22 protein-coding genes are annotated in these 26064 nt (G+C 55.9%); 21 read left to right on the top strand and 1 reads right to left on the bottom strand.

Annotated elements, in window-relative coordinates:
- Window positions 1–212: 212 nt before the first annotated feature.
- From flhA to NF685_RS08255, 10 genes are all read left to right on the top strand, one after another.
- The gene (gene flhA, locus NF685_RS08300; protein ID WP_289847422.1) at window positions 213–2318 is read left to right on the top strand and encodes a flagellar biosynthesis protein FlhA; all 2106 of its coding nucleotides are present in this window, start codon (window positions 213–215) and stop codon (window positions 2316–2318) included.
- A gap of 158 nt (window positions 2319–2476) precedes the next feature.
- On the top strand, window positions 2477–4054 hold the full coding sequence (locus tag NF685_RS08295; RefSeq protein ID WP_252849276.1) for a globin-coupled sensor protein: 1578 nt from the start codon (window positions 2477–2479) through the stop codon (window positions 4052–4054).
- A gap of 50 nt (window positions 4055–4104) precedes the next feature.
- Entirely contained in the window at window positions 4105–5856 is a 1752-nt protein-coding gene (locus tag NF685_RS08290; protein ID WP_252849275.1) for a DUF1217 domain-containing protein, read from the top strand.
- A gap of 26 nt (window positions 5857–5882) precedes the next feature.
- Complete coding sequence (fliI, locus tag NF685_RS08285; protein WP_373317821.1) at window positions 5883–7289, top strand: flagellar protein export ATPase FliI; 1407 nt, start codon at window positions 5883–5885, stop codon at window positions 7287–7289.
- The gene (locus NF685_RS08280) at window positions 7286–7699 is read left to right on the top strand and encodes a flagellar FliJ family protein (protein ID WP_252849274.1); all 414 of its coding nucleotides are present in this window, start codon (window positions 7286–7288) and stop codon (window positions 7697–7699) included. Before fliI ends, NF685_RS08280 begins: the two co-directional genes overlap by 4 nt.
- Before the next feature lie 132 nt (window positions 7700–7831).
- Complete coding sequence (locus NF685_RS08275; RefSeq protein ID WP_252849273.1) at window positions 7832–8590, top strand: hypothetical protein; 759 nt, start codon at window positions 7832–7834, stop codon at window positions 8588–8590.
- 18 nt (window positions 8591–8608) lie between these two features.
- Complete coding sequence (locus tag NF685_RS08270; protein WP_252849272.1) at window positions 8609–9715, top strand: flagellar motor protein MotB; 1107 nt, start codon at window positions 8609–8611, stop codon at window positions 9713–9715.
- Between the two features lie 65 nt (window positions 9716–9780).
- On the top strand, window positions 9781–10653 hold the full coding sequence (motA, locus tag NF685_RS08265; RefSeq protein ID WP_252849271.1) for a flagellar motor stator protein MotA: 873 nt from the start codon (window positions 9781–9783) through the stop codon (window positions 10651–10653).
- A 757-nt stretch (window positions 10654–11410) separates the two neighbouring features.
- Window positions 11411–13069 (top strand): hypothetical protein, encoded by a 1659-nt coding sequence (locus tag NF685_RS08260; protein WP_252849270.1) that lies wholly within the window; start codon window positions 11411–11413, stop codon window positions 13067–13069.
- 45 nt (window positions 13070–13114) lie between these two features.
- On the top strand, window positions 13115–13885 hold the full coding sequence (locus NF685_RS08255) for a flagellar hook assembly protein FlgD (RefSeq protein ID WP_306414244.1): 771 nt from the start codon (window positions 13115–13117) through the stop codon (window positions 13883–13885).
- 94 nt (window positions 13886–13979) lie between these two features.
- Here the strand turns inward: NF685_RS08255 and NF685_RS08250 are convergent, their stop codons facing one another.
- The gene (locus tag NF685_RS08250) at window positions 13980–14783 is read right to left on the bottom strand and encodes a winged helix-turn-helix transcriptional regulator (RefSeq protein ID WP_252849269.1); all 804 of its coding nucleotides are present in this window, start codon (window positions 14781–14783) and stop codon (window positions 13980–13982) included.
- Between the two features lie 508 nt (window positions 14784–15291).
- Here NF685_RS08250 and NF685_RS08245 point away from each other — a divergent pair.
- From NF685_RS08245 to fliP, 11 genes are all read left to right on the top strand, one after another.
- Window positions 15292–15519 carry a hypothetical protein gene (locus NF685_RS08245; RefSeq protein WP_122040239.1) on the top strand — a complete coding sequence of 76 codons (228 nt, stop codon included), beginning with the start codon at window positions 15292–15294 and terminating at the stop codon, window positions 15517–15519.
- A gap of 172 nt (window positions 15520–15691) precedes the next feature.
- The gene (locus NF685_RS08240; protein WP_252849268.1) at window positions 15692–15871 is read left to right on the top strand and encodes a hypothetical protein; all 180 of its coding nucleotides are present in this window, start codon (window positions 15692–15694) and stop codon (window positions 15869–15871) included.
- Window positions 15872–15981: 110 nt separating this feature from the next.
- Window positions 15982–18189, top strand: coding sequence for a tetratricopeptide repeat protein (locus tag NF685_RS08235; protein ID WP_252849267.1), 2208 nt, complete (start codon window positions 15982–15984; stop codon window positions 18187–18189).
- 143 nt (window positions 18190–18332) lie between these two features.
- Complete coding sequence (flgB, locus tag NF685_RS08230) at window positions 18333–18743, top strand: flagellar basal body rod protein FlgB (protein WP_122040242.1); 411 nt, start codon at window positions 18333–18335, stop codon at window positions 18741–18743.
- A 21-nt stretch (window positions 18744–18764) separates the two neighbouring features.
- The gene (gene flgC / locus NF685_RS08225; protein ID WP_252849266.1) at window positions 18765–19172 is read left to right on the top strand and encodes a flagellar basal body rod protein FlgC; all 408 of its coding nucleotides are present in this window, start codon (window positions 18765–18767) and stop codon (window positions 19170–19172) included.
- 81 nt (window positions 19173–19253) lie between these two features.
- A complete protein-coding gene (gene flgF / locus NF685_RS08220) occupies window positions 19254–19997 on the top strand; it encodes a flagellar basal-body rod protein FlgF (protein WP_062165228.1) in 744 nt (247 codons plus the stop codon).
- 618 nt (window positions 19998–20615) lie between these two features.
- Window positions 20616–22280, top strand: coding sequence for a flagellar basal-body MS-ring/collar protein FliF (gene fliF / locus NF685_RS08215; RefSeq protein ID WP_252849265.1), 1665 nt, complete (start codon window positions 20616–20618; stop codon window positions 22278–22280).
- Window positions 22277–23326: a flagellar motor switch protein FliG gene (locus NF685_RS08210; protein ID WP_235075555.1), complete on the top strand. Its 1050-nt coding sequence runs from the start codon at window positions 22277–22279 to the stop codon at window positions 23324–23326. The genes fliF and NF685_RS08210 overlap by 4 nt, the downstream gene beginning before the upstream one ends.
- Window positions 23326–24069 carry a FliH/SctL family protein gene (locus NF685_RS08205; RefSeq protein WP_252849264.1) on the top strand — a complete coding sequence of 248 codons (744 nt, stop codon included), beginning with the start codon at window positions 23326–23328 and terminating at the stop codon, window positions 24067–24069. The genes NF685_RS08210 and NF685_RS08205 overlap by 1 nt, the downstream gene beginning before the upstream one ends.
- The gene (gene fliN, locus NF685_RS08200) at window positions 24070–24423 is read left to right on the top strand and encodes a flagellar motor switch protein FliN (protein ID WP_373317820.1); all 354 of its coding nucleotides are present in this window, start codon (window positions 24070–24072) and stop codon (window positions 24421–24423) included. It abuts the gene before it with no gap.
- A gap of 393 nt (window positions 24424–24816) precedes the next feature.
- Entirely contained in the window at window positions 24817–25656 is an 840-nt protein-coding gene (gene fliP, locus NF685_RS08195; RefSeq protein ID WP_252849263.1) for a flagellar type III secretion system pore protein FliP, read from the top strand.
- The last annotated feature ends 408 nt before the right edge of the window (window positions 25657–26064 follow it).

Here is a 26064-nt window from a genome sequence, read left to right as displayed (position 1 = left end):
TGGCGCGAGATTCAAGCGCCTGCCGCAACGATTGGCGTATCATTCATTTCAGGACGACAGGTCGGGGCCCGTTGCGCAGCAATGCCGTCGGCATCATGACTTAGGCTAGGAAAGCTGACATTTTGGAAAGCGCAAACGTCTCTCCGGTCCGTGCCCCTTCCTCCAGCAAATCGCGCACGGGTGGCAACGCTGCCTCAAAACTTTTTTCTTCCTTGACCGGGCAAATAACGAAGGCATCTCAATCCGTCAGAGATGGCAGTTACAAGACCTCCTGGCGACGGGCGATCCCCGGCACCGATGTCGGCCTTGCGCTCGGCGTGTTGCTGCTGCTGTCGATTCTGATCATCCCTCTGCCGACTTTCATTCTCGATCTCGGTCTCTCATTGTCAATCACATCGAGCGTGCTTGTTCTGATGGTTTCCCTGTTTTTGGAGAGACCCATTGAATTCACCTCATTCCCTACCCTGCTTCTCCTCACGACACTGCTCCGCCTCTCGCTCGAAATCGCGACAACACGCCTTATCCTGAGCCACGGCAACGAAGGCACCTTTGCTGCAGGGCATGTTGTCGCCGCATTCGGAGGGTTCCTGATGGGCGGTGATGTCGTGATCGGGGGAATCGTCTTCAGCATTCTTCTCGTCGTGAACTTCATGGTCATCACGAAGGGCTCGGGACGCATCGCAGAGGTTGCAGCACGCTTCTTTCTCGACTCCATGCCTGGCAAACAAATGGCCATCGATGCCGAGCTGTCGTCAGGAGCCATCAACGACAGGGTAGCACGCCTCAAGCGCAGGGAGCTCGAAGACGAAAGCTCGTTTTACGGCGCCATGGACGGTGCTGCAAAATTTGTCCGCGGTGATGCCATCGCAGCGCTGATCATTACAGGAATCAACATTGTCGGGGGGTTGGCTATCGGTGTCCTCCGCTACGGCATGCCTATCGGCGATGCGGCAAGTACGTTCACAACACTGACTGTCGGTGACGGACTGGTTTCCCAGATTCCTGCCCTACTCGTTTCGACAGCCTCCGGTATCGTAGTTACCAAAGGGGGAACTGCGGGGTCGGCAGACGTCACGCTTGTCCGCCAGCTCGGCGGAAACCCGAAACCCATGGCGATGGCCGCGATTCTCTCTGGCTGCTTCGCATTGATGCCTGGGCTACCAGCGTTTCCGTTCCTCATCATTGGCGCCCTTGCCGGCACCGCTGCATGGTGGCGCTGGAAAGTTCCGACACCAGATGAAAATGACAGTGACGTCAGCGAAGCGCCCCCGGCCCCTTCTGCGTCACCTATTTCTGATGTGCTCAAACTGGATCTGCTTCGCCTTGAGCTCGGGTTCGGGCTTCTTCCAATGACCAATGGTGAGAACGCGCAACTCACCGAGCAGATCAAGGCGCTGAGGAGAACAATCGCATCCGAGATGGGCTTCATTACACCGCCCATTCGCATACAGGACAATATCGTCCTGCCGTCTGATCACTACGTTATCAAACTGAAGGAAATCACCATCGGTAGTGGTGAAGTCCGGCCTGGCCGCCTTATGGCCATGACGCCATCGGGGGGCGCTCCCGATCTTGAGGGTGAGAGGACATCAGAACCCGCTTTCGGTCTTCCCGCCGTGTGGATTGCACCGGCCCTCAAGCCGCGAGCCATGGCCCTCAAATGCACGGTCGTCGATCCTGCGAGTGTTCTGGTCACACATCTCAGCGAACTTGTGAGGCAAAATCTGCCAGATTTGCTGACTTACGTAGCGACCCAGAATCTGCTCGATGAACTGCCCCGGGATCAGCAGAAGCTGGTGGGAGACCTCATTCCATCACAGGTTACCCTGAGTACGGTGCAGCGTGTGTTGCAGTCGCTTCTCGCCGAACGGGTCTCCATACGCGACCTGCCCACAATTCTAGAGAGCATCCAGGAGGGTAATGGTCTGGGCTTGCGAGGCATCCAGGCCCTCACCGCTCATGTGCGCATCCGCCTCTCCCGACAAATCTGCAGCGGCCTGGAGGGGCCCGCAGGTTATATCCCGATGATTACCCTCTCTCCGGAATGGGAAAACGACTTCGCCGCTCATATAGCCGGACAAGGCGATGACCGGCGACTTGCCATGCCGCCATCCATGCTCAATCGCTTCGTGATCAAACTGCGCGACGCCTTCAACGCCGTTTCAGCAAGTGGCGAGGTGCCGGTCATCGTCGTCTCCTCGACTGTACGCGATTCAATGCGATCAATCGTTGAGCGCGTACGCCCCGCGGTCCCGGTGCTATCCCAGGCAGAAATCTATCCCCGGGCACGTATCAAAACCATCGAGACGATTACCTAGGCTTCACCTCGCCCCCAGAAACCAGCCCGAAAGGCTCCGCACGGCCAGATCATTGACAATGATTACAAACAATCCTCTCTTCACGCTCTCTTGAAGGTTTGCTCAATAGGGGGCGCACCGCACCATTGAGTACCAACGAACAAGCGAGAAGCTGCAACATGACTGAAACCCTACTCTCTGATCTGGCACGCAGGCAGGATTTCATTGGCATGGGACAGAGTGATCTCTCCTCGTTGCGCTCGATGGCCAGTCTCATAGAACGGGAACTCCCGGGAGTACTTGACGGCCTCTACCGGAAGATCCGTGAAACACCGCGCTCACGTGCATTCTTTACTGATAACGCCCATATGGAGCGTGCTAAAGAGGCGCAACTCGCCCACTGGCAACGTATAGCCAAGGCGCGGTTTGACGAGGATTACGTTGCACATGTCACAAAGATAGGGACAACTCATGCCCGTATCGGGCTGGAACCCAGCTTTTACATCGGTGCATATGGCCGGATTCTTGTTGCTCTGATGCATGAAATCATCCGCGATGATCAGCCCCGGGGCATTCTGAAAAAGCTGTCTTCACACAGTGTGGATGACATGGCTGGACGCATCGAAAGTCTGACCAAGGCTGTCCTCATTGAGATCGATCTTACAATATCGGCTTACCTCGATGGCATGGACCAGGCCCGTCTCCGTTTACAGGAGGAGCAGACGCAGCGTGCGCGAGAAGATCAGGCAACAGTTGAGACTCTCGGGCAGGCCCTGAGCGCCCTGGCGAATGGTGATCTGACCCTCAGGATTACAGATGGGGCAGTCCCGGAGCGGCTGGACGCTCTTCGTCTGCACTTCAATCAGGCTGCGGTCACGCTCCAGAAGACGATACACCATATCAGCAACGAGGCCGTGAATATTGGAACAAATGCCACCGATATCGGTCACGGCGCCGATCAGCTTTCCAGCCGTACCGAACAACAGGCGGCGGCTGGGGAGGAGATGTCAGCAGCGCTTGGCCAGATAGCCGGCAGTGTGAAGCAGACCGCTATCGAGACGCGCAAAACCGAAGAGATGGTTCTCGTGGCCCAGCGTGAGGCAGAACATGCAGACATCATCAGGACCGATACGATTGCCGCGATGACTGCCATTGAGTCTTCCTCACAGGAAATCGGTGGCATCATCACCATCATGAACGAGATTGCATTCCAGACCAACCTCCTTGCCTTGAATGCGAGCGTGGAAGCCGCGCGCGCCGGTGATGTCGGTCGCGGCTTTGCCGTGGTGGCCGAAGAGGTCCGGGCCCTCTCACAGCGCTCTCGGGAGGCAGCAGAGGCTATAGGACGGCTGATCGCTCAATCGGATGCCCATGTGCGTCTCGGCGTTACGAAAGTGCGAGAGGCCGGACTGGCGCTACAAAAGGTGATGGATCAGGTTCGGGAAATCAGCAGCGCCGTCACAGTCATCGCATCATCTGCGCAGAGACAGTCCCAAAGCATCGGCGAACTCAATGTGGCAATGAGCGACCTCGAGCAGACGACCATGCAGAATGCAGGCGCGGCCGAGGAAAGCGCAGAGGCAGTGAAGAGCCTCGTGTCAACAGCAGACTCTCTTGCAGAACTCGTATCACACTTTGCCTTCAGTGATATCGGGCATGATCCAGCGTCAGAAGGAACGTCCCCTCCCCCGGCGGAAGGAGGAGGGCGCCCGGGGAGAATGATCGCGGGAGAGCCTCATCTGGAAACCTCTTCGTAATTTTCTCTCGTTAGGATCGGGCAAGAGCGGAGGAACCCCGGGAGACGTGTATGGCCATAACAAACATATCACCGGTTGCCAGCTACCTTTCAGCCCTCAAGGACGAGGACCTGGCCGCATCGAATTACGCCAAGAGCGATATTGCAACGAAGCAAGCAGTTGCTGCCTTTGAGAAAAAAGCGCCTGCAATAACCTCTGCTGATGCCCTCCTGAAAGATTATTCTTCTCTTCAGGTTGTACTTGGAGCGTTTGGGATGGGGAGCTACGCCAATGCGACAGCGCTCATCAAGGACCTGTTAACGCAGGACCCCAGCTCCAGTACATCTCTCGCCAAGACGTCTCAAAACGCGACATGGCTTGCCTTCGCCGACGCGTTCAAGGTCTGGGGGCAGAACAAGGGTAGCTCTAGCGACACAGCGTTCATCGCTGGTAGCGGTTCAACGGCGCTCAGCACAACCTATACGCCGACCAGCTCTGTGACGATGAGCGCAACGCTCCCCTCTGCGGGGGCCTCTGGCCAGACATATGTTTCGCCCGCCGTCGATGCGTATGACGATGTTTCCGGGGCTCACAAGATCGCGCTTCAGTGGACACAAAGCCAGACGAACCCTTTGAGCTGGAGTGTCTCTGCCTTTGATGCCGAGGGCAACGCATCGGTCGCGAGCAATGCGTTCCAGGTGACATTTAACAGTGATGGTACGCTTGCTTCCGCCACCAATACGACAACCGGAGCAAATATTGCTTCAGGTGCAGCCGGACAGGCAGTCGAACTGCCCATCACGCTCAACGACGCGAATGAAAAGAGTCAGGCAATATCAATCTCGCTGGGCGCGCTCGGGGACAGTTCAGGCGTGATCATGGCTGGCAACAGCTACCAGGCTACCAGCCCAACCCAGTCGGTGCTGTTGCAGAACGTCGACTCTTCCAGTACCTCGCTCTCAATGCCCTCCGCGACAATCGGGGCGCTTTCCGGCACCGGACAGACCTATATCACGGCCCCTTTCAATCCGAACCAGGCGTCTGACGATACGAACAATGTTACGCTCGGTCGGACGTATCTGTCGGTCAAATGGGCGCAAAGCAGCAGCGATCCGAGCACCTGGAGTGCTTACGTCGTCGATCCTTATGGTTCTACCGTCAATAGCACCGTGGTGTCGGTGGGGTTCGATGGCTCCGGCAACGTGCTTCAGATCAACGGGCAGTACACCCATGACATCCCCTCGCTGCAGGCAACGGTCAACGGAGTGCAGTACAGCGTCGCTCTCCAACCACCCAATCTGTCACAGAGTTCCGAGGCCAGCCAATCGGTGCTCAAGAGCGACAGTAAGGTCTCCAGTACGGTTGACGGTGTGTCGATCGATCAGATCGTTTCGAACTATCAGAAACAGCAATATGAATCGAACGACGCCAACACGGATAACGGCGTAGGCAACGCTCTGTATTTTACGCGCAAGATGGCCAGCGTCACCTCGCTCAGCCAGATCATGTCCGATACCAAGTTGCTTCAGGTAGTTGAGACCGTATCAGGCTACGATCCCTCGACGTTTGGTGCGCTGAGCTACGATCAGCAAGTGCGCATGCTCACGAAAAAGGTAGACTTCTCGAAACTCAAGACCCCTGATCAGATCCAGAAATACGCTGAACAATATCTGACCCTTCTCCAGATCACTCCGCAGCCAGCGGACAAGCCTGCGGACATGCTCGATCTGTTTGGTGGTGACGACTCGAAATCAGGCATACTCGCCTTGTTCGGCGATGATGACAGTTCGTCTTCATCCAGCATTTATTCTGGTCTGTTTTGACCGATCAAATGCGCCTTGATGAAGACTTGACACTTTCCCGGCTCACACAAGAGCTTGGTGCCCTTGCACAGGCCGTCAGAACGCCTTTGCACGACCTTCCTGTTGCATGCCTGGAAGGAAAGGTCACTGCAGTTACGGGCCTTTCCGTCGCATTAACCGGTATGACGGGCTTTACTGGCGTAGGTGATCGGGTCACCCTCGCAGCCCTGGATGGACGTGAAATCGATGCCGAAATTGTCGGCTTTCGTGACGAGACGGCCATTGCGATGCCATTCGGTGCCCTTGATGGCATTGGGGCTGGCTGTCGCGCTCTTTTTCCGCTTTTGCCATCGGGTGAACGTCAGAAACGTTCCGGCGCAAATCTCGTGGTCAATGATCATTTTGTTGGTCGCGTGATCGACCCCATGGGCAAGCCCATCGATGGGAAAGCGCCCCTCTCCCCGAGTGGCCTATCGTGCAACCTGCGGGCGTCGCCGCCAGATGCAGCGTCTCGCGCTCGCCTCGGCCCCCGGATGAGCCTGGGTGTTTCCGCATTGGACCTGTTTGCTACATGTCGCCAGGGACAGCGGCTCGGACTTTTTGCGGGTTCCGGCGTAGGCAAGTCCACGCTTATGGGAATGCTTACGCGCAACAGCACTTGCGATATCGCCGTAATCGCTCTCGTTGGGGAGCGAGGGCGTGAGGTAAGGGAATTCCTTGAGGATGATCTGGGCGAAGAGGGGCTGTCGAAGGCCGTAGTCGTCGTTGCCACGTCCGATTCTCCCCCACTAATGAGGCGGGAAGCTGCTTATACCGCCACGACGATTGCCGAGTATTTCCGCGATCAGGGAAAATCAGTGCTGCTTCTGATGGACAGCGTCACACGTTTTTGCCACGCCTTGCGGGAAATTGGCCTCTCTGGCGGTGAGCCCCCCGCAACACGTGGCTATCCTCCAAGCGTTTTCGCCGAATTGCCCAGACTCCTCGAGCGAGCAGGTCCGGGGCTTTCAACGCCATACGGGCGTGCAGGACAAATAACCGCCATCTATTCGGTCCTTGTCGAAGGAGACGACCATAATGAGCCGGTTGCAGATGCGGTTCGCGGCATTCTGGACGGGCACGTGATAATGGATCGACGCATAGCGGAGGCTGGACGTTATCCGGCTATAAACGTGCTGCGCTCCCTTTCCCGCACGGCGTCAGGATGCAACACCCGTGAAGAGAATGCCCTGACGCGTGAGGCACGTGCGACCCTGGCAGTGTGGGAGGATATCAGGGATATCGTTCAGCTTGGTGCCTATCGTGAGGGCAGCGATGCCAAGTCGGACCGGGCCATCAGGCTCGCACCGGAGATCGATTCTCTACTCCAGCAGGAACGCATGGAAGTCAGAGCCCTGTCCGACAGTTTTCTTGCCCTCAGTAATCTGGTTGCTGCCTATGGCGGACCACAATGACCCATCGCCTGCGCTGCCTCGCTACTTTGGCCAAAATTCGGGAACGCGAAAGACTTGATGCGCAAACGCAACTGATTGCTGCGCAGCAGCTGCAGGATGGCAAATCCGCGAGCCTAACTTATGCGACAGACGTACTTGCCGAGGAACGTCGCATTGCAACGGCGGGAAACGTGACAATGGAGACGTTTCGCGTCTGGTTTCCGTCTGGCCTTGAAAAAATCGCATACGCCAGAGAAGAATATCACAACGCTTCTGCCGCGACAGAAACTGCGCGACTTTTCGCTCTGGAGACGGCAGTCAGACATAAGGCGACAGAAACGGTCTTTCGGCGTCTGGAAAAAGAGCGTAATGATTCTCACACGCGCCGTGAGCAAGCCGTACTCGACGAGTTATCGTTGCGTACGCGCTAATTCATAGGCGAATGTCTTTGATACGTCGCTTTGAACGCCCGGGAGTTTGCGTTTTTTAACATTCACAAACCTCGTCATTTCACTCCGCCAGTCAGGTGGAGACCTCATATTCCAATAGCGATCAGGAATGTTATGGAAGAGATACAGAACGCCAAGATATTCATTGCGACGCCCTGCTTCGGCGGGCTTGTAACGCAGGAATATATGGAATCGATTATCGCCTGCACAAGCATCATTCGTGTTCCCATGACCTTGTCCCTCCTGGGCGACGATGCCATGGTGAGCCGCGCGCGCAACACGCTCGTTCATCAGTTCTATACACGCTCGGACGCAACGCATCTTCTTTTTGTAGATGCTGATATCGGGTTTCCCGCAGAGGCGCCCGCCCGACTGCTTGCAGCCGACAAGGATATCGTTGCCGGGATGTACCCTATCAAGGAGCGCTTCTGGGACAAGGGAACCCAGGAAAATCTGAACCGCGGTGAAAAGCTTGAAACAGCCTCGCTACGCTACGTCGGTGAGACGGATGCGATGCATTCCTCGTGGGACAAGGGGCCGTTGTTCCGGACCCATTACGCAGGCACCGGATTCATGATGATTAGCCGCAAGGTGATTACAGCGATGATCAAACACTATCCGGAAACCGCCTACCGTCGCATAGATGCGGCGGGTTCAGGAGACGGAAGCATGTGTCACGCCCTGTTCGATGGCAGCATCGATCAGGAGACCGGCACCTATCTCAGCGAAGATTTCACATTCTGCAAGCGTTGGCGCGATCTGGGTGGCGAGGTCTGGCTGGATACATCGATCGCTCTCAACCATGCAGGACGCGCCTCGTTTGCAGGTACACCCGCGTCCCGCCTGGGCATGTTACATCTGAAAGGGCGATAACGGGACCCCTGAGCGCAGATGGCCAGAAAAAATCGCCCCTCCGTCATCATCCGTCGCCAAGATGAGGATGGACACGAGCCCCATCATGGTGGTGCATGGAAAATCGCCTACGCGGATTTCATGACGGCCATGATGGCGTTTTTTCTCGTCATGTGGCTCCTGAATGCAACGACTGACGAGCAGCGCCGGGGGATTGCCCAGTATTTCAACCCGCTGGCCGATGAAAAATCGGCAATTCCGCCGGAAAAAATCGTTGATACTCCCCCCGCTCCTATGATGGGCGGGAGCAGTTTTGATCGTCTCGAAGACAATGAGAATATGGATACGGCGGGGCCGGTGCCCGTTCGCTATGAAGGGCATGGCGCTTCGTCCCCTATCGAAGCAGTTCCGGCCTTCCATCATCAATCCGAGCGTGAATCGCTGCCGGCCCAGGCGGTAATCGTTCCCATAGGGGGCCCGGAAGCAGGCTCGCGTCATGATAAACCTGGCCCTGTCGGATCCGAGGCATCGAGAGCCGAGCAGGCCAACCTGCATGATATGACACGCAATCTGGAACAGGCACTCAAAGCAGGCAAAGATACCAGCGATCATCTCGACAATGTGGCGATCTCTTATGGTCGGGATGAAATCAGGATTGAGCTTCACGACACCGAAAATGTGCCAATGTTCGAGCTTGGAGCTTCTGCACCAAACAAAGCCGCACGCGCCATGCTGGGCGAGATAGCAAAATGGCTCGCGCCGATGCCGGAGCGTATCTCAATCGTCGGGTATACGGATGCAGCCCCTTTCAAGGGCAAGGATGCAGGAGGAATGTCCAACTGGACCTTGTCCGCCTTGAGAGCCGATCAGTCACGCGAAATTCTCGTCAAGTCGGGATATCCCGACCCCAAGATCCTGGACGTATCAGGTGGCGCAGATCGGGAACTTGCCGACCCGGCAGTACCGTCAGCCGCAGCGAACCGCCGGGTCGTTATCATCATGCATCGCTTGCATCCCAGTATGAAACAGGTGGAGGCCGGATCAGGCACTCTGACAGGCGAGCACGAAAAACCCGTGGATAATAGTCCCGGTTCGCCTAAGACCATGCCACAGGCTGGGCACAGTGCCTCTTCTCCAAACCCTTAGCATCCTCCGACATCACATCAGATACCTTTCAACGTTCAGCCTCGAATAAGAAACGGAATTCAAAAATGCTTTTTATCGGGGGGCTTGTCTTTTCCCTTCTGTGTGTTTTCGGCTCATTCGCTGCTTCAGGCGGTGTAATGGGGCCACTGCTCGCATCCATGCCCTTCGAACTGATTACAATTCTTGGTTCGGCGCTTGGCATTTTTGTCATGTCGAATTCCATAGGTGCCCTGAAAGAACTGCCGCACAACTTCAAGCTTGCGCTCAAAGGACCGCAATATGACAAGGCCGCCTATGTGGATCTTCTCGTGGTTCTCTTTCGCCTGACCCGTCTCGCTCAAGCCAAAGGGGCGATGGCGCTCGAGGAGCACGTAGAAAATCCGCAAGACAGTGGTATCTTCGCGCTCTCTCCAAAGGTCCGTGACGATACGGAAACCCGCGATCTTATTTGCGATTATCTGCGCCTGGTGAGTCTCAATCTCGAGGACGCCTACCAGCTTGATGACGTCATGGCCCGCGAGCTTCGCAAAAATCAGGCCGAGAAACTGCATATTTCAGAGTGTCTGATGAGTATTGCTGATGCCCTGCCTGCGCTGGGTATCGTCGCCGCTGTGCTTGGCGTGATTAAAACCATGGCCTCAATCAGCAAACCTCCTGCCATTCTAGGCGAGATGATTTCCGGGGCACTCGTCGGAACATTTCTGGGCGTTCTGCTGTCCTACGGGGTGGTGGCTCCTCTCGCCTCAAGAATCAAGGCGGTGATTGTGCAGGATGGCCGTTATCAAGGCATCATCAAGACGGTCCTGGTTGCCCATCTCCAGGGCAATCCCCCGCAGGTTAGCGCCGAAATCGGACGAAAAGAGATTCCACCAGCTGCCATGCCGAGCTTTTTCGAACTCGATGTCGCCCTGACAGAGTCTCAGGGAGTCGCTTCATGACACTCCTGACCTGCGAGATGACGGAGTGGTCAATATGAGAGTGAGAGAGAGACAGGGCCGATCTGTGGCGAGTGATAAGGCATCGCGGTCAAACCTGCCCGGCAATGCCCCACAACTCACTTCGGGCGCCGCAGTGTCGGGTGCCCCCCTGCCCTCCCCCCAGTCATTCCGCAGTCAACTTTCGTCGGCAACTCAACCACAGGAGGCTGTTTCGAGTGACCTGACGCCTCCAACTGACAAATGGTCAGATGTCGTCAGCGGTGCCTCACTGGCCGTGGAGGCAGGGTCGAGCGGTTCAACGTCTCTGGCCAATGCCCCACCCGACATACTCCCGACACTCTCGAGCAAAGGGCAACGCACCAGCTCTTGGAGAGAGGATGAAGGCTCGATTAGCAACGAAGCCGTGAGCAACCAATTATCGGTCGCAGTGATGCAAGGGGGCTATTTTTTAGCCTCAAGCCAGGTCCTCGCCCCCTCTGATATGGGCTCAACATCAACGTCCGGGCAGAGCGACATACGCACATTCGCCAACGGCTCGTCGTCGAATGGATTCGATATTCTCTCACACGCAGCGCCCTTCTCTTCGGTACAGGCACCAAGTGGGTCAGCAATCCTGCAAAATGCCGATATCTCCCTCCGGCGGCACAGCTCGGCGTTGTCGGGACAATCGGATACTGCCGCGCCCCTTGCTCAACCAGTCTCCGCCGGCGCCCCCCCGCTCCCAACTCCATTCGTTGGCGACGCTACGCAGCTGCCGATGACGCCTGACACAACATTTGACCGCAGCGCCCTGACTACCCTGCAAGGATTATCAACTCCAGCGATTGGGGCCTATGTCGCGCCTGCCTCCTCGTCAGGCGCTTCTGTCAGCACCGGGCGGGACGACGGGAGATTGTCATTACAGCCAACCATAAACACGTTCGCCGTATTCAATCCGGCAGCAGTAATGACCCAGACAGGAGGGATCACGTCGGCGGCGACCACACAGGGTTCAGCACCTCTCTCTGAGGCTGCCTTTGGCCTCGCTAGTCCAACCTCCATCACGAGCGATCAGACAACCCCGGGGCAGTTTCAGGCACCCGGATTCCTTTCTCGTGGCGTAAGAGCTGACGAGATCGTCTCCTTGCCCGGAACTAAAGCGAGCAGCCCGGTCAGGCGCGCCGAGACTCTGTCCTATAATGCCTCCGAAATGGCTCAGAGTGGCAAGCCAAGTCCAGGTAACCTGCCTGGACAAGCCAGTCTTGCGATCAGCAGTGTGATATCAGGTACCTCTATGGGGGGTATGCAAATAGAGCAGATCACGTCAGGCACAGAAATTGCCGCAGCTGAAGGCCACCTCGCAGAGGTGACCGTGACAACCTCGCCAGCGCGATCCGATACGCCCCTGTCATCCTCCATAAATATCCATACAGCGATACAGTCCGCTGCTGTTATCTCTGGTACTGGCGGAGGCTCGTCATATCTGACGGATGGTACCCTCGCTCAAGGCTGGGTAGTCACGACCTTGCCAGACAATAGCCAAAGCAACACGCCCACTTCTCCGATCATCAATCAAGCGACCGTACAGCAAAGCGACAGACAGGCGCATTTCGGATCTCTTTCCGACAGCGCAGGCAAACCTGCCGCAAGCGTCACGCCCCCGCAATCTGGCGCAACAGATGAACCGAACTATGAAAGTGACTGGTCCGGCGTCGTAGCGTTAGGCGGTGCGACAGGCAGAACAGAAGGCGAAGAAACATCGTCAAAAGGAGATAACCCGCCCGAGGATCACTCTGAGGCAAAGGCAGCGACGCCTTTGCTGGTCGCGCAACTTGCTGATGCCATCGGGGGCTTACACAACGATTTTGGATCGATGGTGCTCAACGGCCAAAGAGAGGACGGGCAGCAAAAAACCTCAAGTCCTGTGGAAAGAGCGACGTCGGACACCACGACGAATCAAGGTGGCCAGACACAGACTACGTCCAGCTCGACGACGACACTGACTATGACGTTGCAGACAACTGATACGAGTCCGATTCAACTAAGCCTTGAGGGGCAAAATGGGATAGCGACACGCATCATCCTTCAGAGCGATGATGATTCCACTGCGGAAAGCCTGAGCAAAACCAGACACGATCTTATCGCCTCCCTGCATTCAGCTGGAATTGATACGACTTCGATTAGAATCGACATCGTCTCATCCATGTCTGGCGGGTCCGGTGTGCAGACCCACGACCATCACGCCCAGAATGGCATGAACCCGTTGATGCAAGGGCAAAACTTTGCTGGCGGTGGTCAGAATTCCAACCCCGGATACAGACAGCAAGAGAGTAGACTCGGGACGTCCGAACCCGATAACATAAGCGATACCGGCGTTACACTGCGAGCTTCAGACTCCACCCTGGCAACCAATGGCCGCGTCAACATCACGGCTTGATGACAGACATTCAACGCTTCGACTTTTTTCACAAGGGCAACAACATTGGCAACCTCGTCGATCAGCAACGAAACTGCATTGCTTCAGGCCGCTGAGGCCACGGCAAAAGCTTCGGCCAACTCTTCGTCATCGAGCACCTCATCGAGTTCGAGTGCTGCCTTGGGTCTCTCGTCCCTTGCGAATAACTATACAACATTTCTGACGTTGCTAACGACCCAGTTACAGCATCAGGATCCCAGCAGTCCCATGAGTTCTGACTCGTTCACCTCTGAACTCGTCCAGTTCGCCGGTGTGGAGCAGCAGGTGCAAACCAACACCAATCTGTCATCCCTTATCTCGCTCAACGAGAGCAGCCAGCTCAGTTCGGGCAGCCAGTGGGTGGGACAGACAGCTACGGCGAAGTCGACCACTTTGCCCCTTCAGAGCGGCGCAGCCTCGCTCAGTTTCAGTGCAACTCAGGGCCAGAATGTGGCCATCGCCGTTAGCGACTCATCTGGAAAAATCGTCAAGACCGATACAGGGGCCGCAGTTTCGGGCACCAACAAATGGACATGGGATGGGACTGACAATTCGGGTAACAAACTGGCGGACGGCGCTTACAGTGTCGCGGTAAAAACGATCGACTCTACCGGCACCACATCCGACGTGCCCTTTACCGTAATGGGCATTGTGACAGGTGTGACGAAAGGAAGCTCCGATCTTGAGATTCAGATGGGAGGTGCCACGATCCCATTGTCGAACATCACCAACTTCAGTGGCAAGACAGCCTCGAGCACAATCCAAAGTTCTGACAGCTCAGATAACGTTGAGGCTTGAACAGGACCACGAGGAAGCGCGATACGCAATACCTCGCAGGCCACCTTCCCAAGGCATGACAAGTCAAACAATGCCTTGGATACCCTGATCTGGCTCAGCTCTGAGCCTGCCCAGGCGATGCCATGGAACCAAGCATATGAATACCCCCCGTCATGGGGAGGCAATTTTCTCTTGCCGGGGTACGAACGTGCAATTCTTCCTGAGGCAGAACAATTGTCATTGGTGAAAACGCGGGCTCATTCAGTCGATAACCTATTCCCCATTGGGTTGTGAATGGCTCGTTTATTCCGAAAGCCCTTATCTTCTTTCTGATCTTGCAAATCATTACGTCGATAACCTTGCCGAAGGGCTCGTCTTCACCACTATAAAGGCTATCCAGCAGCACTTCCTTACTCAGGACCTGGTTTTTGCGCATGACGAGAAGGACGAGAAGATCATATTCCTTTCGGGTCAAGGGAACCACGGCCCCGTCGATATGCACCTCGCGGCGGTCGATTCCGACCGACATTCTGCCAACTTGCAATGTTGGGCTGTCATGACCGCCCGCGCGCCTGGCCACCGCGCGCAAACGCGCGAGAAGAACCCTATGATCGGTCTCCTCGCCAACGCAGTCATCTGCGCCCGCGGAAAGCAGTTCGACCTCTCCTTCCGCCGAACCGATTTTACGAACAACGATGACAGGTACTGCAATCTTCCCTTTGCGTAATTGCCGGATGATGCGGGTATCCGAAGCGGCCTGCTGCAGAACCACGATATCATAATGCGTGCGCCGCAAGGTCTCCACAATCCCGGCAGGGCCGCTGGCCGTGATCGACAGGGAGCCTGCTATCGCCGCTTTCGCGAGTTCGTCGCTCGGCCTTCCTGCCCCGGAGCTTTCAGCAACACACAATACGCGCATTTATGATCCACCAATAGTTTTACTTATGATTATATAATTTTATCTGGTTATTTAGTTGGTCAATTATGGAAATCTACCTTGACTACCCTACCTGCGTTCACAGACCGACATTACTGGTCGAGCCCCCCTTGAAGGGCATAGGCTGACCATACAGGGCAGACATTAACGGGACCACCAGTGGGTGACGAAATATGGCTGAACCGCGACGATTTTTTTCCCCTGTTGCCCAAAGTCACCTCGACATCGTCAAATTCCATCAATACCCCCTCCGGTACGCAATTTCGTGATACCCGGAACGTTTCGACAAAAGCATGGCCCTGCTATCGGAATTCGTGCTAACACAGACTTATGGGGCCTGAAGCGTTCTCACATGTAACAAGCAAAAACCTTAACGTTATTGTAATAAAGAAGGCGCATAACTTGTGACAAAATGTTTGGCAGCATAAGCCACAAGCCATTTTCACAGGGTCTTTGTGCCCCGTTTGACGATTTATAACCGGAAACAACAATGTCAGATATTTCAGCTGCCTCCTCGCTCTCCGCCGCGCTGCGTCAGGCGACAAGCACGAGCGCGCACGCATCCTATGCTGCAAGCCGCCACGGTACCCTGTCATCTCAAGCTGTTGCCGAAACAGCCAAATCCGGGGCAGTACAATTTTCTGCTGACGGGGGCTTGTCCGCAACCTCTGCACGAAGCGGCTCGACCATCACCCAGATTCTCGATTTTCTGGCCTGACCTGATAGCGCCCATGTCCTGCCAGATAGAAAGAACGCCCGTTACCGCAGGCGTCTGCACTGGAGATATCGGCCACGCTCATTGGGCGGACCGGCTGTGTCGCATCTGAATTTCAAGGCAATCGGGAAAGCCCTGCGCCTCGCACCCGCCGCGTTGCTTCCAGGCCTTGTCTTTGTGGCGTCCGCAAGGGCCGATCATCGGCATACGCTTCCAGGACACAAAGAGCTGCACCCGCATACGCGGCCTGCCCAGCCGCGAGAAATACCAGACCAGAAAGAGCATCTGCCTGATCGGATTTCCGGGGGTGACCTTGTGCAAGGCCTCCCCCCTTCGTGGCGAGCAACGCTTCTGAATGCTCCTGCAGCCTCACCTACGGAAAAGACAGACAGCAGGCCCAAACCCGCCCCTGCACCCCTGCCCGCTGTCACAACGGCGACCGCGCCGTCAGGGGCCGATCTGCCCGTGGCAACGTCACAGGCATCCCAGGATCGGATCCTGCTACCTATCCCGCTCAAGGCTGGCATTGCGGCATTCGAGAGCGGGGATCGCTTTATCATCATCGTTGATAACGCCATTCCGATGGACACGTCCGCGATACATGGAGACGGTGTTTTTTCGTCCCTGAGCGTCGATGTATTGCCAGACGCCACCATCATCCAGCTGCGCAGATCAGACAGCCGACCGCTCTTTCTGTCACAACAGAGCGATGGTTGGGTGCTGGGGCTCAAACCGCCGCTCGATATTCCCCAACAGGATCGACGCACTATAAACCCTCACGTCGTCGCAACGGGTGTCCTGTATCCGATGCGCCGCAGCGGACGCGTTCTATCTGTATCTGACCCGGCCTCGGGCGCACGCCTTTTGATTGGCACCTCCCTTCTCGATGATGGGGGCGTTACATCCATGCGACGTACACCGGGATACGATGTGTGGCCGACCAATGAGGGCGTCGTCGTCTCTGCACGTGACGCCGAAATCACTCTATCCGCCGTCCCTTCTGGCCTTCTGCTCAATCGAGACGGACACAGCATGGTGGATGATGGACAGGCGGTCTATGCCAACGACATCGATCTCGAGTGGCTTGCCCTGAAAGATCTTGGCGATACCGCTCTGCGCCAGAGATTTCATGACGCTTTTCTCGCAGCAGCAGACTCGAGCCCGTCCAAACGCTTCGAGGCTCGCGTGAAAGAAGCGCAGGCAGCCTTCAGCATGGGAGCATTCACCGAGGCGAGAGGCATACTGGCCGTTGCGCTCAGAGACGATCCAGAGGAAATCGGCCGTCCGGAAATAAGGTTCCTGACTGAAGCAACAGCGCTGATGAGTGGCGATCTTGAGGACGCCTCGGGATTGGATGGCCCATGGCCCGAGAAACAGCAACGAGCGGCGCAGTTATGGCGGGCACTCTATCTTGCTCAGGCTGATCAGATCGATGCGCGCGGCACCCATCGCCTCGTGCTTGATCTCGATCGGATCAGGAGTTACCCCGCGAACGTGCGGGATATTTTGCTTCCCCTCGCTGCCGAAACGATTGCGCGCAACGCTACGCCCACTGATCTGCCCGCCTTGAACAAGCTGCCGCAGGCATCTGGCTTTCAGTTGAGTCGCGCGCTCGCCAATATGCGGCTCGGTCGGACCGAAGCAGCACGGAGAAGCCTTGAACACCTCACGACAGATCGCGATCCTGTCATCGCCGAAAAGGCGGCAGAAAGCGAGATCGTGCTTGACCATATGCAGGGCAAGTTATCTCCCCAGCAGATGATCCGTGCCCTTGATGCCATCATCCTCGATGCGCGACTGGCCGGGCGCGAGATGGCGATTCGTCTCACTCAGGCGGAGGCATTTCTGCAGCTGGGCGATTGGCAAAACGCTGCTCTGATGATCGATCAGGGCGTCCCCCCCGGGCGCCCCTCTGCCTTGATGAGCAAACGTAACACGATACTTCTGAGAGCCCTGAAGGGGCTGGCTGAAATTCCCGCCACCGATCTGGACAACCAACAGGCGCTACGCAATGCAGCGCTACTCAAGGCCCATATTGCAGGACTTTCGAACGGTCCCGAGCAGGCGAGCCTACAAGCTGCCTATGGCAAGCTTCTTCTTTCTATCGGTCTGATCGATGACGGGTCCAAAGCACTCGAAGCAGCCGTGCCGGCTCTGGAGAGTCCAGAAGACAAAGCCAGCGCGGGTCTTGCTCTCGCCAAACTCGCCATACAGCAACGAGACGCGGCACGCGCGCTTCAAACGCTCGACATGACCGAGTCTGAGACGGTATCCCCCGAACTTCGCGCGCAGCGCAATGTCGCAAGAGCCGAAATTGCCCTTCTGGACGGAAACACGGCAAAAGGTCTCAACATCCTTAAGGACGCACAGGGCCAGTCTGCCAGACTGGTATCAGCGGCTACCTTTGAAAATCAGGGGGACTGGGCCTCTGCGACCCATGAGCTCAAAATCGTCGCACAAGAAAATCTTCCCGCCAAAGGCACTCTCTCAGATGTGGCACAGGACCTTGCTCTCAGACTCGCATCCGACGCCGCGCGTGCCGGAGATGACACAACGCTCAAATGGCTCGCAGGGCGCATCGACGGAAGAGCGATGAGCCCTTCCAGGGCAAGCATATTTTCGCTTTTAACCCAGCACGCCCCGCCGCCCACCCTGTCGGCCGGCAGTCCATGACATACCAAGGAGAGGCGACGCAGAAATTTTTTGTTACGCATCGCGGTTCTGCTTCTCCGGGCCGCTTTTTCATACTAGAATGGGAACTATCCTGATAATGCTATTTATCGCTTCTGTTGGCGAAGAATGAAGGGAGAAATTTAATGCTCCAAGCAACGTCACCGCTTTCAGTCAGCGCTGATAAAGGGACAGATATTCTCGACCTCGCCAACCGCCGCATGCAGTGGTTGCAGTCGCGCGAGACGCTCATCGCAGGCAATATCGCCAATGCAAACACGCCTAATTATGTGGCCCGTGACCTTCCTGATTTCAAAGGCGCCCTACAGAACCAGATGTCTGTCCAGCTTGCCCAGACCGAGCCAGGGCATATTGCCAGCAACACGAGTCAGAAAGGTTCGGTCAAAGCCGATAGCAGCACGTCGATCGATGGCAACAAGGTCGACCTTGAAAGCGAACTCGTTAAGATTGCGCAGACCGACGACCAGCAGCGCATGGCCACGAGCGCTTACAGCACCTATATGTCCATGTTTTCTCTCGCTCTAGGTTCATCCTGAGCCTGGTCTTTCGAGGTCGAAATGAACTTCACAGATACTATCGGAATTTCCGCGTCCGGCATGCAGGCTCAGGCGAAGCGCCTGCAGGTCGCAGCCGAGAACTTGGCAAACTCTGAAACGACTGGCTCTACACCGGGTTCCGATCCCTACCGCCGAAAAACCATTACATTTAAGGAAATTCTTAACCGCGATACCGGCGTTTCATCTGTCTCAGTGAAGGAGATAGGTGAAGACCGGACGGCCTTCGAGACCCATTACGACCCATCCCAACCGGCCGCAGACAAAAATGGAATCGTCAAGCTTCCCAATGTCGATGCGATGACCGAAATTATGGATACCCACGAAGCACAACACTCCTATGAGGCCAATTTGAACGCCTTGCAGGTGACGCGTTCGATGCTCACGCGCACGATCAACCTGATGAAGTAATGGATTGCATTTTCATGGCCATGCGTAAGTGTATGCGCATAATTTCTTTGATATTTGAAACAAAAAGGTTCGTCGAGCGCCATGGATAGCACTGCTTATATTGCCTTGTCGCGCATCGACGTGCTCAAGCGTGAACTTGACGTTGCCGCCAATAATCTGGCGAACGAGAACACCGACGGCTTCAAGGGATCCCGGGAGCTCTTTTCGCAATATCTTGTCCATCAGAAAGGGTCCGGGGTGACTCCAGGGGATCGGGAGCAGGCGTATGCCCAGGATAAGGCGACGTTCAGGGATCTGGTCCAAGGCCCCTTGAGAAGCACGGGTAACGCGACCGACGTTGCGATCAATGGTGAAGGCTATTTCACCGTCCGTACAACACAAGGGGTACGACTGACCCGCAACGGACAATTTACACGCCGTCTCGATGGCACGATCATTGATAGCGCGGGCAATCCTGTGCTCGACAATAACGGTCGCAATCTTGTTCTGCGGCAAGAGAGCGGAGATTTCTCGATCGCCAAGGACGGAACCATATCGACTGAAGATGGTCCACTGGGAACGATAGGCGTTGTCACGGTCAATAACCCCCAGACACTGATGGCAGAGGGCAGCTTCCTCTTCAAGCCTACAACGCCAACGCGGCAGATGCCCACTCCCGAGTTGCATCAGGCAATGCTGGAGGGAAGCAATGTCAATGCGGTAGCCGAAACAACCCGTCTGGTGCAGATCCAGCGCGATTACGATCTCACTTTTCAGCTCATCCAGACGGAGACGACCCGAGGCATGAATGCTATCGACAAGATTGCAGCCGAGCCTAGCAGTTGACGCTGACAAAGCGATTCCGCATGCCGGCCTCTCCCCATCGGTGATTGAAATGCTCCCCTATCGATCAAGGATCGCAATGAGCTTCCGGTTCTGCGTTTTCTCTTACAGGCCTATGCTTCGTTGCTGCATACTCGGGATAACTGGTCTTCAGCTTTCGGCGTGCGCGGCTGATGACATCGCACGTCATCTTACCGGTCGTGAATGCAACGCCGGTTACATACAGCAGGGTGAAGACTGGTGCGCTCCAGCCGAGCGACCACCTGCGCCACAGCCATATTGCACCCAAAGCTGGAACGGCGTGGACTGCTGGAGCAGACCTGACCTCATGCCAAATGTCGCTCGTCAGGTGGCACAGGGCCCCACGGGCCTGACGCAGGATCAGAATGCGAACCGCCTCAATCTGCCGCTCAAGGAAACACCGCCAACGAATGCCTACATCCCATGATGAGTATGCTTCCACGCGGACGGGGAGCATTCGGGCTGGAAAAATTGACGCCTTACAATACGCTAAAATATTTGACGCATTATAAAAAAATACACCTCAGGAAACACACGGGAGATTGGAGGCCGACCATGAATAAAATAGCAAAAACCGATCGCGTCTGACGACAGTTATTCATGAAAAATTTCCTTACATCCATAAAGGGGCTGGGTCGTAACCAGCTGATTGCCTTGGGAGCCGCAGGGGCTCTGCTGCTCGGACTTCTGGGGTATCTCGCGCTTGGTGGCTCTGGGCAGCCCAACGCACTGGTGTACGGCAATCTGGACCTCAACGAGGCAGCCCGGATGGTCGAAGACCTGTCAAAGGCCCATATTCCGAGTTCGACCTCACCGGATGGAACGAGCCTTTACGTATCCAGCGACCAAGTTGCAAAAGCTCGCCTCCTTCTCGCCAAGGATGGCCTTCCCAATGGTGGAAGCGTTGGTTACGAGCTGTTCGACAAGAGCGCGACCCTGACGAGTACCCAATTTGAGCAAAACATCAACGAAACCCGCGCCCTAGAAGGCGAACTCGAGCGCTCGATCCGGCTCCTTCAGGGAATACGCAATGTGCGGGTGCATCTCGTATTGCCTCATCGTGACCTGTTTTCGGTGCAGACAAACCCGTCTCAAGCAAGCGTCGTTATCGATATCGGCCACGGAGGACGCATCGCACCTGATGGTATACAGGCGATTCAGAACCTTGTTGCCGCCGCAGTGCCGGGGTTGAGGCCGCAATCCATCTCGATTGTCGATACACGCGGCGATGTTCTGGCAAAACCGGGAGAGCCGAACAGCGAGGACGGTCAGGAGAGCGCATTCGAGAAGTTCCGTCATGCCGAGGAGACAAGGCTGTCTCAGTCTGTTGAGGAGATGCTCATCCCTACGCTGGGCACGGCGCATGTCAGGGCGCGGGCCGCAGTCGTCATCAACAATGACGAAGTGCACGAAACAGAAGAAAGCTTCGATCCGAACCAGCAGGTACTGCGGTCGCAACAAACCAGTACAGACAAAAGCGTCAACACTGAGTCGACCCCCAACACATCTGTCGCGAACAATCTGCCGAACGCAAATGCCGGGCAAACCGACAAAAACGGATCGAGTGATACGCGTGACGAAGAAACCAATAATTATGAAATTGGTAAGCGCGTCCGGGTCGTCAACCAAACTCACCCACGTGTGGCACGAATCAGCATAGCGGTCATGGTTGATGGTTCCTACACGAGGGATAAGAGCGGAACAGAAGTGTGGAAGCCTCTCGATGCAGCCGCAATCGACCGCATCACCACACTTGTGAAAACCTCAGTCGGTTATGACAAGGCCCGTGGAGATCAGGTCGAGGTCGTGTCAATGCGATTTATGCCGGATGGAGGTGTCGAACCCCTCCCGGCTGCGCCAGGCTTCTTCTCGCGCGCTAACCTGATATATCTGGCAGAATGGATCATACCGATCCTTCTTGCCCTGGGTGCAGGGTTCTTCGCGCTCAGGCCACTCCTCCGCCGCAAAACGACGACACACCCTGCCCTGCCGCGATCTGGCCCCACCCATCTGGAAGCGCTTGGTGGCTCCGGTTCCTATAGAGAGGGAGAGCCTGATCACGCGGCTCTCGGACAGGGTTCGTCTAACAGCCTGGCTCTTCGCACTGATACCGATACCGTGTCGATAGACGGAATTGAGGGGAGAGCGCGTGCAGGAACGATTTCAAAGGTCGCTGACCGTATCGATCAAAACCCTGAAAGCAGCCTGAGCATTATTCGAAACTGGCTCGAGGCACCCGAGCCACGTCCGGGAGCTTCATCATGAATAACGCCAGCCCCCCCGATATGCCTCCCGCAGCTCCCATAGCGCCGGAATTTTCCCTCTCCGGCAAACAGAAGGCAGCAATTCTTTTCATGGCAATCGGTCGTGACCGAAGCGCCGCACTCATGCAGTCCCTGCACGAGGATGAAATACGTGACATCTCGATCGCCATGGCGGGACTGGGCGTCGTCAAGGCCGCCATGGTCGAATCAGTGTGTCGGGAGTTCGTCGAGAATTTCGAATTGGCCGATGGTCTCGTCGGGACTTTTGAGACAACCGAAGCTTTCCTGCGCCGCTCACTCAGTGCCGAGCAGGTCGAAAAGATCATGGACGAGATCCGTGGTCCCGCCGGCCGCAATATGTGGGACAAACTGGCAAATGTGCAGGAGTCAATTCTCGCCAACTACCTGAAGAGCGAGTATCCGCAAACGGCTGCGGTTATCGTGAGTCGTTTGCAGCCCGCGCATGCAGCACGTGTCCTCGCCTTGCTGCCTGAGGATTATGCGACAGATGTGATGATGCGTATCCTGCATATGGAAACGGTGCAGCGCGAAGTGATTGAGAGTGTCGAGGCGACCCTGCGATCCGAATTCATCTCATCCCTCGGACGGTCATCCAAGCGGGACAGTTATGAACTCCTCGCCGAGGTATTCAATAATTTCGATCGCAAGACGGAGGGGCGCCTTACAGAGCTCATGGATCGTCAGAGCCATGAGGATATGGAGAAGGTCAAATCGTTGATGTTTACCTTTGAGGACATCGCGCGTCTCTCACAGGAATCCCTCATGCGAGTTGTGACCGAGGTGGATCGGGATCGCCTCCCGGTTGCCCTGAAGGGAGCGACGGACAGCGAACGCAAACTCTTCCTTCAGTGCATGTCAAAACGGGCAGGCAATATCCTCCTGGAAGAAATTGCATCGCTAGGCCCCGTACGTGTCAAGGACGTGGAAGCTGCACAGGCAGAAATCGTAACGACCATCAAGAATCTCATGAACGCAGGGGAAATCGATATAAGCGATAACTCCGCAAGCGACGAATTCATCTCCTGATGCGAGACTTCGTTCCTTTTTCGCTCAAGTCCAGACGAGAGGACCAAGCGAGTAACGCTGACACCGCCACCCTGCCGCTCGCCCGCCACCTCGTTGATTTTGATGCCAAGCCAATGCCCCCGGCACCGCCTCCCGCCACCGATCAATCAGATTCGGCTCCGGCAGACGGGCAAGCGAAGCCTTTGGTGTCCTTGGCTCAGGACGAGATTGATGCGCTGCAGCGTGCCGCTTACGACGCTGGTTTTGCAGCAGGCGCGGCTTCGGAGCAGGCCAGAGCCGAAGTCAACCTATCTTCTACACTGGCGGACATGATCCGTCAGAACGAAGATGTATGCGCCCGCCACTTCGGCCTGGCGCAAAAGGCGGGGGAAATTTTTGCCGAGGCGTTGGTCGACATCGTCAGCGCTCTGACCCGCCTCCCCCCGGAGCAATTAAATGGTATCCATCGCGATCTTTTGCAGGATGCAATCGATCTGATTTTGGGATCCGAGACAGTGGTTGAGGTGACTTGCACCGCAGATGACGAAGTCCGCCTCAGAAGTGCGATTAGCCAGCCTGACAAAATAAGGTTTGAGCCTTGTGCTGTTCCCGGGGATTCACGTATCAGAATCAGCACTGAGACCAACACGATCGTCCTCGACCCGGAAGAATGGCGCAGGAAGGCAATTGAGAAGGTGCTGACCTCACTCAACTCTTTGCAGCGTTCACCAACTGCCTCACCCAAGACGACAAACGGACCGTAAATGATGAATGCAGATAACGGAATGATGGGGCTCGAGGATTTTGCCTCAGAGCCTCTCGATTCTTCAGATTCCACAACCGAGACAGCAGCTGCCGGCAGCTCCACCGCGCCTCGAACCGAAGCCGTCTACGATATCCCGGTCAAGATTACCGCAGTGATCGGCACTGCCACCATGCCGGTCAGCCAGCTCCTTAGGTTGGGGCGTGGCGCTGTGGTCGAGTTGAACAAGAAACTGGGCGAAGCTGTCGATATCTATGCCAATAACCGTCTCATTGCGCGTGGCGAACTGGTTGTCGTCGATGACAACAACATAGGCGTGACGATGACTGAAATCCTGTCGTCTTCGTCCTCCTGAGTGTGAACACCATGCTTGCTCAGGGCCAATGTAACGCATGCAACGGGCAGCACGGATGAGCCTCCTGTCATGGGTGAGCTATAGTGCATCGTTTGCACTGGTAATATCGCTCATATTCTTTTTGCGATTTGTTGTGCGCTATCTCGAACCCCGCCTGGGCAGACGGAATACAACCAGAAGTTTACAGATTGTGGAAACACTGCCTCTTGATCCGAAAAGGCGACTGATCGTCTTTTCCTGTCGAGGGCGCGAAGGCCTTCTACTCACCGGGCTAAATGGAGATTCGTTCATCGGCTGGCTTGAGGGCGATTGCGGCCCGAACGACGGTCTCGTCCAGGCTAATCCTGAACCTGCCTCGGGTTTCAGCCAGTATCTCTCCGTCGAGCGTAGCTCATGAATAATTTTGTGATTCATTTAACCGGGGCGATAAGATCCCGCGTAGTACGCGCATGCAATACCAAAGCTACGACCTCTGGCAAGAGTCGAACCATCGGCCATTGTTTCACGCTTGTTGTCCTCACAGCCGTTCTGCTTTGTGCCCCTTGCATCGCGCACGCGCAGTCTCTCTCTATCGATCTTGGCGGTAGTGGCGGCAGCCCTGGAACAACGAGCCGCCTGATCCAGCTTACTGCCCTCATCACCCTGCTGTCTCTGGCACCGAGCCTTCTTGTAATGGTGACTGCTTTCACGCGTATCGTGATCGTCCTGTCGCTGCTTCGGGGTGCAATCGGCGCGCAAGGTACCCCACCGAACACGATCATCATCGGCCTCTCGCTATTTCTTACGTTTTTCGTGATGCAGCCTACTTTTGAACGATCCTGGTCACAGGGGATCGCACCGATGATCAGTGGGAGCATGTCGGAGATAGACGGCCTCAAGGCTGCAGCAGAGCCATTCCGCGGCTTCATGGTTGCGCATGCCCGGCCTGGCGATCTCGCAACTTTCTATCATCTGGCCAATCTCACACCTGCCAAAACCGCTGCGGAAACCCCATGGCGGGTCCTGATGCCTGCTTTCATGATTGGCGAGTTGAGCAGAGGCTTCGAAATGGGCTTCCTTCTCTATCTGCCTTTCCTGATCATCGATATCGTCACATCAAGCGTGCTGATGAGTCTCGGCATGATGATGCTGCCCCCTGCAACAATCTCGCTGCCATTCAAGCTCATCTTCTTTGTCATGATTGATGGGTGGCAGATGGTAGCAGGCGGCCTGGTACGCAGCTTTGGCTCCTGACAGGCGCGTTTCAGCAATGACGCCACCAGCCCGCTATTCCCGCTTTGAACCGAAGCTTAGTCCAACCATTCACGCCTTAAGGGTTGAGACGCAAATGCCGTCGCATGCCTCAACCATGGAAGCTTTGACCGCAACCCTGCGCGCACCCCGATAAAGCTTAAAGGTACGGATTCCATTCGTTACGATCTGTCGTCGGCCACGGCAATGAGTACAGAACGCTGCTGCGCGGAATTCTTCTCACGCTGTTACCTGCTTACCAATCTGAACAAAAATCTCGTCCAGAATGAAACATAACGGTGACGGAATATATTGACGTATAACATCCGGCGTGAATGATTAACCTGAATCTAACGTTGCGGGAGCGGGCTTGCCCGCAAACGCGCCTCATGCCCCAGCGCCCACCTTCAC

It is taken from the genome of Asaia lannensis NBRC 102526, assembly GCF_024054035.1.
Classification (GTDB): domain Bacteria; phylum Pseudomonadota; class Alphaproteobacteria; order Acetobacterales; family Acetobacteraceae; genus Asaia; species Asaia lannensis.
This window is presented reverse-complemented; position numbering and strand designations above follow the sequence as displayed.

Coding starts and splice junctions, on each gene's coding strand:
- flgB (WP_122040242.1), top strand. CDS start 18,333: ATGCTCCAAGCAACGTCACCGCTTTCAGTCAGCGCTGATAAAGGGACA.
- NF685_RS08205 (WP_252849264.1), top strand. CDS start 23,326: ATGCGAGACTTCGTTCCTTTTTCGCTCAAGTCCAGACGAGAGGACCAA.
- NF685_RS08280 (WP_252849274.1), top strand. CDS start 7,286: ATGACCCATCGCCTGCGCTGCCTCGCTACTTTGGCCAAAATTCGGGAA.
- NF685_RS08245 (WP_122040239.1), top strand. CDS start 15,292: ATGTCAGATATTTCAGCTGCCTCCTCGCTCTCCGCCGCGCTGCGTCAG.
- NF685_RS08210 (WP_235075555.1), top strand. CDS start 22,277: ATGAATAACGCCAGCCCCCCCGATATGCCTCCCGCAGCTCCCATAGCG.
- fliF (WP_252849265.1), top strand. CDS start 20,616: ATGAAAAATTTCCTTACATCCATAAAGGGGCTGGGTCGTAACCAGCTG.
- NF685_RS08295 (WP_252849276.1), top strand. CDS start 2,477: ATGACTGAAACCCTACTCTCTGATCTGGCACGCAGGCAGGATTTCATT.
- flgF (WP_062165228.1), top strand. CDS start 19,254: ATGGATAGCACTGCTTATATTGCCTTGTCGCGCATCGACGTGCTCAAG.
- flgC (WP_252849266.1), top strand. CDS start 18,765: ATGAACTTCACAGATACTATCGGAATTTCCGCGTCCGGCATGCAGGCT.
- NF685_RS08250 (WP_252849269.1), bottom strand. CDS start 14,783: ATGCGCGTATTGTGTGTTGCTGAAAGCTCCGGGGCAGGAAGGCCGAGC.
- NF685_RS08290 (WP_252849275.1), top strand. CDS start 4,105: ATGGCCATAACAAACATATCACCGGTTGCCAGCTACCTTTCAGCCCTC.
- motA (WP_252849271.1), top strand. CDS start 9,781: ATGCTTTTTATCGGGGGGCTTGTCTTTTCCCTTCTGTGTGTTTTCGGC.
- fliN (WP_373317820.1), top strand. CDS start 24,070: ATGATGAATGCAGATAACGGAATGATGGGGCTCGAGGATTTTGCCTCA.
- NF685_RS08270 (WP_252849272.1), top strand. CDS start 8,609: ATGGCCAGAAAAAATCGCCCCTCCGTCATCATCCGTCGCCAAGATGAG.
- NF685_RS08260 (WP_252849270.1), top strand. CDS start 11,411: ATGACGCCTGACACAACATTTGACCGCAGCGCCCTGACTACCCTGCAA.
- NF685_RS08275 (WP_252849273.1), top strand. CDS start 7,832: ATGGAAGAGATACAGAACGCCAAGATATTCATTGCGACGCCCTGCTTC.
- fliP (WP_252849263.1), top strand. CDS start 24,817: ATGAATAATTTTGTGATTCATTTAACCGGGGCGATAAGATCCCGCGTA.